At 73.6% G+C, this 12,890-nt stretch carries 11 protein-coding genes and 1 pseudogene; 9 read left to right on the top strand and 3 right to left on the bottom strand.

The window, feature by feature from the left end; all coding sequences use genetic code 11:
* Positions 1–55 precede the first annotated feature (55 nt).
* Positions 56–1,159 carry an ATP-binding cassette domain-containing protein gene (locus tag AB0E96_RS15835; protein ID WP_359823469.1) on the top strand — a complete coding sequence of 368 codons (1,104 nt, stop codon included), beginning with the start codon at positions 56–58 and terminating at the stop codon, positions 1,157–1,159.
* Between the two features lies 1 nt (position 1,160).
* The gene (locus AB0E96_RS15830; RefSeq protein WP_359823467.1) at positions 1,161–2,018 is read left to right on the top strand and encodes an ABC transporter permease; all 858 of its coding nucleotides are present in this window, start codon (positions 1,161–1,163) and stop codon (positions 2,016–2,018) included.
* Positions 2,019–2,165: 147 nt separating this feature from the next.
* On the opposite strand, the gene greA is transcribed toward AB0E96_RS15830, so the two are convergent.
* Together greA and AB0E96_RS15820 are read right to left on the bottom strand one after the other, a co-directional pair.
* Positions 2,166–2,666 (bottom strand): transcription elongation factor GreA, encoded by a 501-nt coding sequence (greA, locus tag AB0E96_RS15825; protein WP_359823464.1) that lies wholly within the window; start codon positions 2,664–2,666, stop codon positions 2,166–2,168.
* Between the two features lie 329 nt (positions 2,667–2,995).
* Positions 2,996–3,409, bottom strand: a complete 414-nt coding sequence (locus AB0E96_RS15820) for a DUF4307 domain-containing protein (RefSeq protein WP_359823462.1) — start codon at positions 3,407–3,409, stop codon at positions 2,996–2,998.
* A gap of 244 nt (positions 3,410–3,653) precedes the next feature.
* Here AB0E96_RS15820 and mca point away from each other — a divergent pair, with 244 nt between their 5' ends.
* The 4 genes from mca (at position 3,654) to AB0E96_RS15800 (ending at position 7,752) form a co-directional block, all read left to right on the top strand.
* Positions 3,654–4,559, top strand: a complete 906-nt coding sequence (gene mca / locus AB0E96_RS15815) for a mycothiol conjugate amidase Mca (RefSeq protein WP_359823459.1) — start codon at positions 3,654–3,656, stop codon at positions 4,557–4,559.
* A 49-nt stretch (positions 4,560–4,608) separates the two neighbouring features.
* On the top strand, positions 4,609–4,800 hold the full coding sequence (locus tag AB0E96_RS15810; RefSeq protein ID WP_359823456.1) for a hypothetical protein: 192 nt from the start codon (positions 4,609–4,611) through the stop codon (positions 4,798–4,800).
* Positions 4,801–5,043: 243 nt separating this feature from the next.
* Positions 5,044–6,480, top strand: coding sequence for a histidine kinase (locus tag AB0E96_RS15805; protein WP_359823453.1), 1,437 nt, complete (start codon positions 5,044–5,046; stop codon positions 6,478–6,480).
* Positions 6,481–6,837: 357 nt separating this feature from the next.
* A complete protein-coding gene (locus AB0E96_RS15800; RefSeq protein ID WP_359823451.1) occupies positions 6,838–7,752 on the top strand; it encodes a helix-turn-helix domain-containing protein in 915 nt (304 codons plus the stop codon).
* A 38-nt stretch (positions 7,753–7,790) separates the two neighbouring features.
* Here the strand turns inward: AB0E96_RS15800 and AB0E96_RS15795 are convergent, their stop codons facing one another.
* Entirely contained in the window at positions 7,791–8,438 is a 648-nt protein-coding gene (locus AB0E96_RS15795) for a response regulator transcription factor (protein WP_359823449.1), read from the bottom strand.
* A gap of 320 nt (positions 8,439–8,758) precedes the next feature.
* Between AB0E96_RS15795 and AB0E96_RS15790 the strand changes: the two genes are divergently transcribed.
* From AB0E96_RS15790 to AB0E96_RS15780, 3 genes and pseudogenes are all read left to right on the top strand, one after another.
* Entirely contained in the window at positions 8,759–10,711 is a 1,953-nt protein-coding gene (locus tag AB0E96_RS15790) for an FtsX-like permease family protein (RefSeq protein ID WP_359823446.1), read from the top strand.
* Between the two features lie 88 nt (positions 10,712–10,799).
* Positions 10,800–11,609 (top strand): ABC transporter ATP-binding protein, encoded by an 810-nt coding sequence (locus AB0E96_RS15785; RefSeq protein WP_359823444.1) that lies wholly within the window; start codon positions 10,800–10,802, stop codon positions 11,607–11,609.
* Positions 11,610–11,650: 41 nt separating this feature from the next.
* Positions 11,651–12,778 (top strand): annotated as a pseudogene (locus AB0E96_RS15780) (thioredoxin domain-containing protein); the annotation flags it as partial.
* Positions 12,779–12,890: the final 112 nt, after the last annotated feature.

The raw sequence follows: 12,890 nt of genomic DNA, 5'->3' as shown, positions 1-12,890 counted from the left end.
AACGGGGCAGAGTGGGACAGATCGCCCCATACGTCCGAGGAGATGAGGCAAGGCCATGGCGCCAGCCATCCAAGCCGAGAACCTGGTGAAGACCTTCGGCGACGTACGAGCCCTGGACGGCGTCAGCCTCGACGTCCCCGAGGGCACGGTGCTCGGGCTGCTCGGCCCGAACGGTGCCGGGAAGACCACCACCGTGCGGGTCCTCACCACCCTGCTCCGTCCCGACTCCGGCCACGCGGTGGTCGCCGGGGTCGACGTGCTCAAGCACCCCAACCGGGTCCGCAGCCTGATCGGGCTGTCCGGCCAGTACGCGGCGGTCGACGAGTACCTGACCGGCTTCGAGAACCTCACCATGGTCGGAGAGCTGTACCAGATGAGCAACCGCGCGGCGAAGGCCCGCGCGCTGGAACTGCTGGAGTGGTTCAACCTCACCGAGGCCAAGGACCGCACCGCCAAGACCTACTCCGGCGGCATGCGCCGACGCCTGGACCTCGCCGCCGCGCTGGTCGTCCGGCCGCCGGTGATGTTCCTGGACGAGCCGACCACCGGCCTCGACCCGCGCAACCGGCTCGCGCTCTGGGAGGTCATCGAGACGCTGGTCGAGCAGGGCACCACGCTGCTGCTCACCACCCAGTACCTGGAGGAGGCCGACCGGCTCGCCCACGACATCGCCGTGGTCGACCACGGCCGGGTGATCGCCCGCGGCACCGCCGACCGGCTCAAGGCACAGATCGGCGGCGAGCGGATCGAGGTCGTGGTGCACGAGCCCGGCCTGGTCGGCGACGCGGTCGCCGCGCTCTCCGGCTACGCGCTGAACGAACCGACGGTGGAGAGGAACACCCGCCGGATCACCGTTCCGGTCAGCGGCGGCGCCCGGGTGCTCGCCGACGCGATCCGCGAACTGGACGCCCGCGGGATCGAGATCGACGACATCGGGCTGCGCCGCCCGACCCTGGACGACGTCTTCCTCACCCTCACCGGCCGCGTCGCCGAGGAGCGGCCCGAGGAGGAGGACGAGGACGCCGCCGGCCCCGAGGCGCACGGCCGGGGCAAGGACGGCAAGGCGCACGGCCGGGGCAAGGACAGCAAGGACGGCAAGGGCGGCCCGGGCGGCCCGGGAACGGACAAGCAGGCCGTCGCGGCCGGGAAGGAGAGCTGAGATGACCACCGCCACCGAGCACGCCATCGGTCCGGCCGTGCCCAGGCAGCGCCGGGGCATATCCGCCTCCCTGCACGACTCCTGGGTGGTCGCCAAGCGCAACCTGCGCCGGATGACCCGCATCCCGGAGATCGTGATCTTCGGGCTGATGCAGCCGGTCATGTTCGTGCTGCTGTTCTCGTACGTGATGGGCGGGGCGATCAAGATCCCCGGTACCGACTCCAGCTCGAACACGTACATCCAGTTCCTGATGGCCGGCATCTTCGCCCAGACCGTCACCTTCGCCGTCGCCGGAGCCTCGGCGGGCATCGCGGAGGACATGAGCAAGGGGCTGGTGGACCGGTTCCGCTCGCTGCCGATGGCCCGCTCGGCCGTGCTGGTCGGCCGCACCCTCGCGGACCTGTGTCAGACCGCGTTCACCCTGGTCGTGCTGGCGGCGGTCGCGCTGCTGGTCGGCTGGCGGATCCACGACGGCCTGCTCAGGGCGCTCGGCGCCTTCGGCCTGCTGCTCCTGCTCGGCTACGCCTTCTCCTGGATCGGCGCGCTGATCGGCCTGTCGGTCCGCAGCCCCGAGGCGGCCACCTCGGCCGGACTGATCTGGCTGTTCCCGCTGACCTTCGTGTCCAACGCCTTCGTGCCGGTCACCTCGATGCCGGGCTGGCTCCAGGCGGTCGCCTACTGGAACCCGTTCAGCGCCACCGTGCAGGCCTGCCGGGTGCTCTTCGGCAACCAGGTCGGGCCGGTGGACAGCGCCTGGCCGATGCAGCACGCGGCGCTGGTGTCGGTGCTGTGGTCGATCGTGATCACGGCGGGGTTCTCCTGGCTGGCGGTGCGCAAGTACCGCTCCTCCACCGCCTGACCGGACAGCCCTGACCGGGCATCCCGACCGGGCAGCTCTGACCGGGCATCCCGACCGGACACCCCGGGCCGGGGCCCGTCCGGAACGTGCGAGGGCGGCCGCGGAAGTCCCTGACCTCCGCGGCCGCCCTCGCGTCGTGCGGCCGGATCAGCCGGCGTGCGGCACGACCTTGACGATCTTCACCATGGCCGGCTTGCCGTTCGGCAGCTCGTAGGCGGCCTCGTCGCCGATCCGCTTGCCGTCGATCGCGCGGCCCAGCGGGGACTGCGGCGAGTAGACGTCCAGGTCGTCGGCGCCCGCGACCTCGCGGGAGGCGAGCAGGAACTCCATGAGGTCGTCCTCGTCGCCGTCGAAGGCGACCGTGACGACCATGCCCGGGGCCACCACGCCCGAGTCGGCCGGAGCCTCGCCGACCTTGGCGCGCTCCAGCAACTGGGTCAGCTGGCGGATGCGCAGCTCGTACTTGCCCTGCTCCTCCTTCGCCGCGTGGTAGCCGGCGTTCTCCTTGAGGTCGCCCTCCTCGCGCGCCGCCTCGATCTTCTGGGCGATCTCGATGCGCCAGGGCCCGGTCAGGTGTTCCAGCTCGGCCTTGAGCTGGTCGTAGCCGGCCTGAGTGAGCCAGGTCACGTTCTCACTGGTCTGGGTCACGGGTGCTCCTCGTAGGTGCTGGGGCTGTGCTGAGGGTGTGAGTCGTCAGCAGGGGTCGGTGGTGATATCGGTCTCAACTACAAAGCAACGCCCGCTCCCGTACCATCCGGTGCGGAAGGGGCGAAACCACGAGCCTAACAAGTCCTGCTGACAAGCGGGAGAGCCGTTTGCGCGCCATTGACGGCGGCGTTACGCCACGGTGTACAGCAACGGAGTGCGGGACCCTCTACGGATGCCCGCTCGTCGGATCGGATAACCGTGCGGCGGGCGGGCGGGTGCGTCGCGCGGGGCGGGTGCGCAGCCCGGGGGCGCGGGCCCCGCCCGGTGCGCTACTTGGCCGGGGTGCAGCCCAGCAGCTCGGCGGTGGTGCCGCGCGAGGTGGTGCGCAGGGTGACCACCGCGTCGTAGTCGGAACCGGCCGCCGGGACCGGGAAGTCGGCCACCCCGACCACCCCGTGGTCCTCGCCCTGCGAGCGGACCGTGCAGGTGCCGGCCTGCCCGCTGCTCTTGCGCACGGTGAGGTGCAGCTGGACCTCGGAGTCGGAGAGCACCTGGAAGGTCGGCACCGAGCCGTTGATCTTCGACTCGCGCAGCATGTAGGAGCCGCCGAGCCAGGCGACCAGGCCCAGGCCCAGCACACCGCAGACCGCGCCGACCACCTTCAGCCGGCGGTCCGAGTCGCGGTCGCCGCCACGGCCGTAGCGCCCCTGGGGCAGCTCGGTGGCGGTGGTGTCTGCACTCATCGGACTCCGTCCTCTCCTGGGGAGGGGCCGCGCGGGGTGGTGCGGGGGGAATGCGACGCGCCTCCAGTCCGTCACTATAGGAGGGGCACGCCCGCGGCCGGTCCGGCGGGGGCAGGGCTCGGCCGCGCCGTTGACGTTCCGCGGCCCGGCCCCGCGGCGACGCGGTCCCGAAGTGAGCGGTTCGTACGGTGGGCAGACCCGGACTTCGCGGAACGCCCGACGAGTGTGGAAGGAACGCAAGGCGTTGAGTGAGCAGTTGCGACTGATGGCGGTGCACGCCCACCCGGACGACGAGTCCAGCAAGGGCGCGGCCACCATGGCCATGTACGTCGAGCAGGGCGTGGACGTGCTGGTGGCCACCTGCACGGGGGGCGAGCGCGGGTCGGTCCTCAACCCCAAGCTCCAGGGGGACCCGTACGTCGAGGAGAACATCCACGAGGTGCGCCGCAAGGAGATGGACGAGGCGAGGGCGATCCTCGGCGTCAAGCAGGCCTGGCTGGGCTTCGTGGACTCCGGCCTGCCCGAGGGGGACCCGCTGCCCCCGCTCCCCGAGGGCTGCTTCGCCCTCCAGGACGTCAAGGAGGCGGCGGAGCCGCTGGTCCGGCTGATCCGGGAGTTCAAGCCGCAGGTCATCACGACCTACGACGAGAACGGCGGCTACCCGCACCCGGACCACATCATGACCCACAAGATCACCATGCTGGCGTTCGACGCCGCGGGTGACCCGGACGCCTACCCGGAGGCCGGCGAGCCCTGGCAGCCGCTCAAGCTGTACTACAACCACGGGTTCCCGATGGGCCGCATCCGGGCGCTGCACGAGTACCTCACCGAGCACGGCCACGACTCGCCGTACGGCGAGTGGATCGAGGGCTGGGAGAAGAGCGGCCGCAAGGAGCGCGAGATCACCACCCGGGTCCGCTGCGACGACTGGTTCGAGACCCGGGACCGCGCGCTGATCGCCCACGCGACGCAGATCGACCCGGACGGCCCGTGGTTCCGCGTCCCGCTGGAGGTCCAGCGCGAGGTCTGGCCCACCGAGGACTACGAGCTCAGCCGTACCCTGGTCGACGTGGACCTGCCGGAGGACGACCTGTTCGCCGGCCTGCGCACCCCCACCCTGGCGGCCGAGGCCGCCGACGCGCGCGACTGAACCACCCCCCGACGGCCCGGCTCCGCGTGAGCCGGGCCACCATAGAGATATGAGCGCCTCCGTGAACCTCGTCAACCTCGCCGCTGACCTCGCCGTCGACGACGCCAAGGTCACCCCCGGCCTCCTCGGCTTCGTCGTCTTCGCCGCCCTCGGCGTCGCGACCTGGTTCCTCGCCAAGTCGATGAACCGGCAGTTCAAGAAGGTCGACTTCGTCGAGGAGCCGGAGGCCCCGAAGGAGTGAGCCGTCGGCCGGCCCCGGGTGGGGCCGGCCTTCGGTGGAGCCGGGCCGCCCGGACTCGTGGGCTCGCCGGCTCCGGGGCGCTCGCTGACTCCAGGGCTCGCCGGCTCCGGAGCTTGCGGGCTCTTGGGCCTGCGGGCCGGCCGGTCGGGGAAGCCGTGCCGAAGCGGCTCCGCCCGGCCCCGCCCGGCCCGGAATCGCCGGACCCGCCCTGGCGGGCCGTCAGGCTTCGTAGGATCCCGAACCATGACGTGGTCGTGGCACACCGTGGTGCGCAGGGTGGGGTACGTGGCGGCGGTGGCGGGGGTGGTGACGGCCGCGGTGGCAGGGTCGGGGAACCCCGGGCCACTGATCGTCGGCTCCGGTGTGGTGGCGGTGGCCGCCGGGCTGTTCCCGGTGCTCTGGGCCCCGGGGCGGGTCGGCGCGGTGGGCCCTTCCGTGCTGGTCGCCTGCGCCGTGTCGCTGCTGGTGACGGCGGGCTACCGCGGGCCGGTGTCCGGCGGCATCGAGTCCTGGTGGCTGCTGGAGACCGTCGCACTGCTCGTGCCGATCGTCCCCGCGGTGCGCCGTCCGCGGGCCGCGGCGGCCTGCGGCCACGGCGCCCTGCTGGTCCTGGCGGTGGCGCTGGTGCCGCTGCGGATCGGGGTCTGGGCCGATCCGCCGGCCCCGCCGGCGGCGACCGTCAAACTCTGCCTGACCTCGGCGCTGCTGTCCTGCGTGGTGGTGGGGGTCGGCTGCTACCTGCGCTCGATGGACACCCGGGCCCGGGCGGCGGTGGCGGCCGAGCGGCGGGCGCAGCGCCTGGACCTGGCCCGCGACCTGCACGACTTCGCCGCGCACGACGTCACCGGGGTGGTGGTGCTGGCCCAGGCCGCGCAGGTGCTGGCCCAGCAGGACCCCGGGAAGGTGGTCGAGCTGCTGGCCGGGATCGAGGCGGCCGGGCGGCAGGCGCTGGTCACCATGGACCGGACCGTGCAGGTCTTCGCGGCGGAGGACGCGGATCCGGCGCCGCGCGGGCGGTTCGGGACGGCCCCGGCCGCGGCCGCGGCGTCGGACCGGGGTGGGGCCGGGAAGGCGCGAGGGGATGCGGGGCGGCCGGCGGCGGGCCGGTCCGGTGCGCGCAGCCTGCGCCGTGACCTGAGCGAACTGCCCGCGCTGGCCGAGCGGTTCACCCGCAGCGGTTCCGCGCGGGTGCGGCTGGAGGCCCCGTCGGAGGCCGAACTGGCGGCGGTGCCGGCGGCGATCAGCGGGCTCGGCTACCGGCTGGTGGTGGAGGCGCTGACCAACGTCCGGCGCCACGCGCCCGCGGCCGGGGAGGTGGCGATCGAGGTCGGGCCGTCGCGGCACGGGGAGCGGTCGGCGCTGCGGGTCGCCGTCACGGACGACGGGGGGACGGGTGGGGCGGGGGGCCCGGGGGGTGCCGGTGCGGACGGTGCCGGTACAGGTACAGGTGCGGGTGATGGTGATGGTGATGGGGGTGATGGTGATGGGGGTGCGGGCGGCGTCGGTGCGGGCGGTGCGTTGGGCGGGACCGGGCGGGAGGGCGGCGGCTTCGGTCTCGCGGGCCTGCGGGAGCGGGTGGAGGCGGCCGGCGGCGACCTGACCGCCGGACCGGGGCCGGAGGGCGGCTGGCGGGTGGTCGCGGTGCTGCCGACCGACGGCGTGGCCGGCCTCGGGGGCTGACGCGGGCGTTCCGCGGGTACGGCCGGAAGGCGGGTGGAAGGCCGGCCCGGAAGGCGGGCGGAAGGCCGGTCGGAGGGCCGGTTCGGCGCCCGCGGGCGGGATGATCCAGGCAATTCGGCACATCCGGCGGCGGCCGATTCGGGGCTGCGAACGATCGAATAGGCCGATCGGCCGATGGCGATGCGCCCCGTGGGCGGGGAAGGATGTCGGTACGGCGATCAGGGATCGGGGTTCCCCTGCGCCGTCACGACGGAAGAACCCCGAGCGGGGGATCAGCCTGTGATTCGCATTGCCATGTCTGTCGAAGATCTGGCTCGTGTACGAATTGCCGGAAATGTCGACCAGGAATTGGAGGCGGTGCTGGCATTCGAGGCCTGGCGGAGCGGCGGGGAATTCTTCCGCCCCTGGCAGCGGGCCGTCCGCGGCCGGCTGGCGCGGCAGCCGGTGCTGGCCGAGCGGTTGCGGCGCCTTTCGGGAGCCAACGGTGGTTTCCGGGACGTACTGCGGGTGTGGGCGAATGGCCGGATCGTGTCGTCCGACGGCGGTATCGAGCCGGTTGTCCAGCGGGTCGACGTCGCCGGGGCGGTCCGCGAGTTCCAGCGCGTGGCGCTGCAGCCCTGCTGGACGGACATCAGGTCCCGGCTGGAGGCGGAGCGGGACGTCCGCCGCCGGATCGCCGGCCGCGGCGGAGTGGACGCGCTGCTCGGCACGCTGCACCCGCGGATCCGCTGGAACGCCCCGGTGCTGGAGGTGCCCGCCGAGCGGGACGTCGAACTCGCCCTCGACGGGAGGGGCCTGCGGCTGGTGCCGTCGCTCTTCCTGCAGGGCGCCGGGGTGGTGATCCGGCCGCGCCGGGGGGATCCCGAGGAGGCCCCGATGCTGCTCTTCGCGGTGGGCGCCGACCGGGCCGGCCTCCCGGTGCCGGTGGGCGGGCCCGCGGCGGAGGAGTCCGAGCGCCGGGGCGAGGAGCCGCTCGCCGCCCTCGTCGGCCGGACCAGGGCGGCGGTGCTGCGTGCCGTGCCGGACGGCTGTACCACCGGCGAGCTGGCGGGCCGGATCGGAGTGACCGCCTCGGCGGTCAGCCAGCACACCTCCGTGCTGCGGGCGGCCGGGCTGATCGACACCCGGCGCCGCGGCAACGGCGTGCTGCACACCGTCACCCCGCTGGGGCGGGCGCTGCTGCGCGGCGAGGCTCCGGCGGCCGTGGGAGGGCGCCACTCCGGGGGCTCGGGGCCGCGCTGGGCCGAGGGGCGCCGGCGGGCGCTGCGGTGAGGCCGTCTGGTCGTGCGGCCGGTCGGGGGCGGGCCGGTTCAGGCGCGCTCGGCCAGGCCCGACTCCCAGGCCCAGGTGGCGATGCCCACCCGGTTGCGGGCCTTCAGCTTGCGCTGGAGGTTGGCCAGGTGGGTCTTGACGGTGCTCAGCGAGATGAACAGCTCGGCGCCGATGTCGGAGTTGGTCAGCCCTTCGGCGACGAGGACGGCGATCTCCTCCTCGCGGCTCGTCAGCGGCTCGACCGGGGAGCGGTCGACCCGGCGCGGGCCGGTGAAGTGGTGCAGCAGGCGGGTGGTGATCTGCGGGCTGATCAGCGAGTCGCCGACGACGGCCGAGCGGATCGCCTCGGCCAGCAGCGCGGGCCCCGAGTGCTTGAGCAGGAAGCCGCAGGCGCCGTTGCGCAGCGCGGTGTGCACGTACTCGTCGAGGTCGAAGGTGGTCACCACGACGACCTTCACCTCCGGGGTGATGCCGGCCAGCCTGCGGGTGACTTCGAGGCCGTCCAGCTCCGGCATCCGGATGTCGACCAGCAGGACGTCCGGCCGCAGGGTGCGGACGGCCTCCAGGGCCTCCAGGCCGTCCGCGGCCTCGGCCACGACCTCCATGTCGGGCTGCGCCGCCAGGATGTGCCGGAACCCCTGGCGGACGCTCGACTGGTCGTCGGCGATCACGACACGCGTCTTCATGGCGTCATGATCGCACGGGTTTTCGGCGGCCCCGAAGCGAAGTCCCGGATTCCGCCTGGTGTACGTCGGATTCAGTTTCCGCTTAACACGGTTGTCACACGGCGGAGCGTCCGGGAATGATGGTTCCTGTCGGAACGGGGGCCGGTGATTCGAAAATCCCGGCGGGAATCGGAATGCTGTCCGGCAGGGATTCGAAAGGGGGGCGGGTGGCGAAATGGACGCGAAATACGAGTCGTACGCGATAGCCGATCCGATGTGGTACGACGCCCTGGAGCGGTGCGACGACCGGGCCTCCCGGTTCGCTCCGAGGTGAGACAACCGTGGCCGTGGCATTGGATCCGACTACCCGCTCTCGTGGACCGCTCGGCGGGCTGCGACTGTGCGTCGCCGAGGTGCGGGCGTACCCGGGGCGCGTCATAGGTGTCGCGGTCGCCTGCGCGCTCACCGCCACCGGGGTCGGGGCCTGTCTGCTGCTGCTCGCGGCGGTCAGCGGCCCGGCCTACCCACCGGGCTCGGCCGCCGCCGCGGCGGCCACCGACACCCAGAACCTGCTGGGCCTGCTGCTGACCCTGCTGCTGATGTCCGCGGTGCTGGTGACCGGGTCGACGGTCGCGCTCTGGACCAACCAGCGGCTCGGGCAGTTCGCCGTGCTGCGCGCCCTCGGAGTGACGGCCGGCCGGCTGCGGGTCCTGGTCGTCGCGGACGTCGCGCTGGTCGCGCTGGCCCCCTCCGTCGTCGCCGCGGTGGCAGGGACGGTCCCCGCGGCCGGTTTCGGACGGCGGATGCTGATCGAGCGCGGGCTGTTCCCCGCCGCGGTCGGCCTGCCCTCCGCCGGGCAGACGTGGGCGATCGCGGCCGGCGCCTGCGTCGGCACCTGCGCGGTCGCGGTGCTGGCCGCGCTCGCCAGCGTGCTGGCGGCCGGCCGGGTCCAGCCGATCGACCTCCTCAAGGACCAGTCACTGGCCCTGGCCCCGCCCCGCCGCAACGTCGGCCGACTGGTGGCGGGCATCGCCATGGCCCTCCTGCTCTGCGGGCCGCTCGTGGCCCTGATGGCCGTGATGGACATGCCGCCGGTGCTCCAGGGCGCGCTGGTGACAGGGCTGGCCATGTCCGTCATCCCCACCCTCGCGGTGCTCGCCCCCTGGTTCGTGCCGCTGCTCGTCGGCCCGTGCTGCGCCCTGCTGCGGCTGGTGGACCGGAAGGCCGGTCGGATCGCCGCCGCTGGTCTCCGGGCCGCGCCCGCCCGGACGGCCGCGATCGCGGTGCCCGTCCTGCTGTCCGTCGGCATCGTGGTCTGCCTGCTCGGCTCGGGGGCGACCATCGGCGCCGCCGTGCGGCAGCAGACCGAGCAGGCACTGCGGGCCGACGCCGTGGTGACGGCAGAGCCGGGCAGCAGGCTGCCCGCCAGGCCCGCCGGCCTGCCCGGCGGTACCGCGGTCGCGCTGATCGCCACCGAGGTGACGCCGCCGCCCAGCTTCTACGACAACAAGCCCCGGCCCACCCGTGCCTGGGGCGTCGACGGGACGGCCCTGCGAAGCGTGCTGGACCTCGGCGAGGAGCGGGGCCGGCTGGACGAGCTGGTGCCCGGCACGTTCGCCGCCGGTGGCACCGCGGCCGCCGCGCAGCACTGGGAGCTCGGCCAGAGCGTCACCTTCAGGCTCGCCGACGGGCAGGAGGAGCAGCTGCGGCTCGTCGCCGTGTACCAGCGGGACCTGGGCTTCCCCTCGTACGTCCTCCCCGCGGACCTCGCCCTCGCCCACACCCCGGCCCCGTACGCCGACCGGGTGCTGCTCGCCGGTGATCCGGCCCGCTGGAAGCTCGAACCCGGCCAGCGGCTCGTCACGCGGGCCGACTACCTGGCCCACCTGCGGCCGCGCAGCGTTCAGGACGACCTGGCCTCCCGGCTGATCGTCTCCGTGGTGGCCGGGTACGCGCTGCTCGCGGTCGCGAACACCTGCGCCATCGCCCAGCGGGACCGCCGCTCCCAGCGCGCCCATCTGCGGGCCCTCGGCCTGGGCCGGGGGCAGCTGCTGCGCTGCGTGGTGTACGAGGTGCTGGCCTCGGCGCTGGTCGGGACGATGCTGGCGGTGGTGACGGCCGGGATCTGCCTGGTGCCGCTGGCCCGGGCGGTCGGCCAGGGGCTGCCGGCCCTGGACGTGCCGTGGACGACCGGGGTCCTGCTCGGGGTGCTGGTCGCCACGGCCGTCCCGGCGGCACTGGCGGCCCGTCCGTTGCGCGGTATCCGGCGCCAGTTCGCGACGGGGACGGCGTGAGCGGGGTGGCCACCGGTGCTGCCGGGCCGCCGGCCTTCCGCCCCCAGTCCCGACCTTCGCCCGTGCCCAGCCGAGGAGAGCACCACCGATGATCGAACACCCCTACCTCCCCGGAGGCCCGTCCCACCCGGCGGCCCACACCCCGGTCGCCGCGGCAGCCGTCGACCTGACCAAGGTGCACGGGTCGGGAGACGCCCGGGTGGTGGCGTTGGAGCGGGTCTCGGTGGCCTTCCGGGAGGGGGAGTTCGCGGCGATCATGGGACCGTCCGGATCGGGCAAGTCCACCCTGCTCCAGTGCCTCGCCGGGCTGGAGTCCTGCACCTCGGGCTCGGTCCGGATCGGCGACACGGACCTCACCCGGCTGAGCGACGCCCGGCTGACCAGGCTCCGCCGCGACCACGTGGGCTTCGTCTTCCAGGCCTTCCACCTGATCCCCACCCTGACGGTGTCGGAGAACATCACCCTGCCGCTGACCCTGGCCGGCCGCACCCCCGACCGGCAGTGGCTGAACACCCTGATCGAGGCGGCCGGCCTCGGCGCCCGGCTCGGCCACTGCCCGACCCAGCTCTCCGGCGGCCAGCAACAGCGCGTCGCCTGCGTCCGGGCGCTGGCCGGCCGCCCCCGGATCGTCTTCGCCGACGAACCGACCGGCAACCTGGACTCCCGCTCCGCCGCCGAGATCCTCGCCCTGCTGCGCCGGTGCGTCCGGGAGCTCGGCCAGACCGTCGTGATGGTCACCCACGACCCGGTGGCGGCCTCGTACGCCGACCGCGTCGTGTTCCTCGCCGACGGCCGCGTCGTCGACGAACTCATCCGCCCGACCCCCGAACAGGTGCTCGGGCGGATGCGCACCTTCGACACCAACCTCGGGATCAGCTACTGGTCCGGACCGGCCTGACCTGCCGCGTGTCGGCCGCCGGATGCGGGAGGATGGGGGGCATGCCGAACCGTCTCGCGGACGCGACCTCGCCGTACTTGCTCCAGCACGCCGACAACCCCGTGGACTGGTGGCCCTGGGGGCCGGAGGCCTTCGCGGAGGCCGAGCGGCGCGGCGTGCCGGTGCTGCTGAGCGTGGGGTACGCGGCGTGCCACTGGTGCCATGTCATGGCGCACGAGAGCTTCGAGGACGCCGGGCTCGCCGAGTACCTCAACGGGCGGTTCGTCGCGGTCAAGGTGGACCGGGAGGAGCGGCCGGACGTCGACGCCGTGTACATGGAGGCGGTCCAGGCCGCGACCGGGCAGGGCGGGTGGCCGATGACGGTGTTCCTCACCCCCGAGAAGGAGCCGTTCTACTTCGGCACCTACTTCCCGCCGCAGCCCCGGCACGGGATGCCCTCCTTCCGGCAGGTGCTGGAGGGGGTGGACGCCGCCTGGCGGGACCGGCGGGAGGAGGTCGGCGAGGTCGCCGGGCGGATCCGGGCCGACCTGGCCGAGCGGGCCGCCGTCTACTCGGCCGGCGCCCACAATCCGCCCGGGGAGGCGGACCTGCACCAGGCGCTGGTGACCCTCAGCCGGGACTTCGACCAGCACCGCGGCGGTTTCGGCGGCGCGCCCAAGTTCCCGCCGTCCATGGTGCTGGAGTTCCTGCTGCGCCACCACGCCCGGACCGGCTCGGAGGCGGCGCTGGAGATGGCCGTCCGCACCGGCGAGGCGATGGCCCGCGGCGGCCTCCACGACCAGCTCGGCGGCGGTTTCGCCCGGTACGCGGTGGACGCCGGCTGGGTGGTGCCGCACTTCGAGAAGATGCTGTACGACAACGCGCTGCTGCTGCGCGCCTACCTGCACCTGTGGCGGGCCACCGGATCGGACCTCGCCCGCCGGGTCGCGCTGTCCACGGCGGACTTCCTGCTGCGTGAACTCCGTACGCCCGAGGGTGCGTTCGCCTCCGCGCTGGACGCCGACAGCCTGGACGAGGAGACCGGAGAGTCCGCCGAGGGCGCCTACTACGTTTGGGAGCCCGGCCAGTTGGTCGACCTGCTCGGCCCGGCCAACGCGGCCACCGCCGCCCGGCTGTTCACCGTCACCGCCGAAGGCACCTTCGAACACGGCACTTCGGTGCTCCAACTCCTGGCGGACCCCGAGGTATCTTGGTCCGCAGCGCGTGGTCCTCGTCGATCGCCGAGTACCGGGTGACGTCGCCGAGCAGGTACGGCGGGGTGTCGGCGAGCGGGCCGAGGTA

The sequence above is a fragment of the Kitasatospora sp. NPDC036755 genome, assembly GCF_040636595.1.
Lineage (GTDB): Bacteria > Actinomycetota > Actinomycetes > Streptomycetales > Streptomycetaceae > Kitasatospora.
Note: the sequence above shows the minus strand (reverse complement) of the source record. Positions and strands in the feature narration are given on the sequence as shown.

Coding starts and splice junctions, on each gene's coding strand:
- AB0E96_RS15795 (WP_359823449.1), bottom strand. CDS start 8,438: ATGAAGACGCGTGTCGTGATCGCCGACGACCAGTCGAGCGTCCGCCAG.
- AB0E96_RS15830 (WP_359823467.1), top strand. CDS start 1,161: ATGACCACCGCCACCGAGCACGCCATCGGTCCGGCCGTGCCCAGGCAG.
- AB0E96_RS15785 (WP_359823444.1), top strand. CDS start 10,800: ATGATCGAACACCCCTACCTCCCCGGAGGCCCGTCCCACCCGGCGGCC.
- AB0E96_RS15805 (WP_359823453.1), top strand. CDS start 5,044: ATGACGTGGTCGTGGCACACCGTGGTGCGCAGGGTGGGGTACGTGGCG.
- AB0E96_RS15820 (WP_359823462.1), bottom strand. CDS start 3,409: ATGAGTGCAGACACCACCGCCACCGAGCTGCCCCAGGGGCGCTACGGC.
- AB0E96_RS15810 (WP_359823456.1), top strand. CDS start 4,609: ATGAGCGCCTCCGTGAACCTCGTCAACCTCGCCGCTGACCTCGCCGTC.
- AB0E96_RS15835 (WP_359823469.1), top strand. CDS start 56: ATGGCGCCAGCCATCCAAGCCGAGAACCTGGTGAAGACCTTCGGCGAC.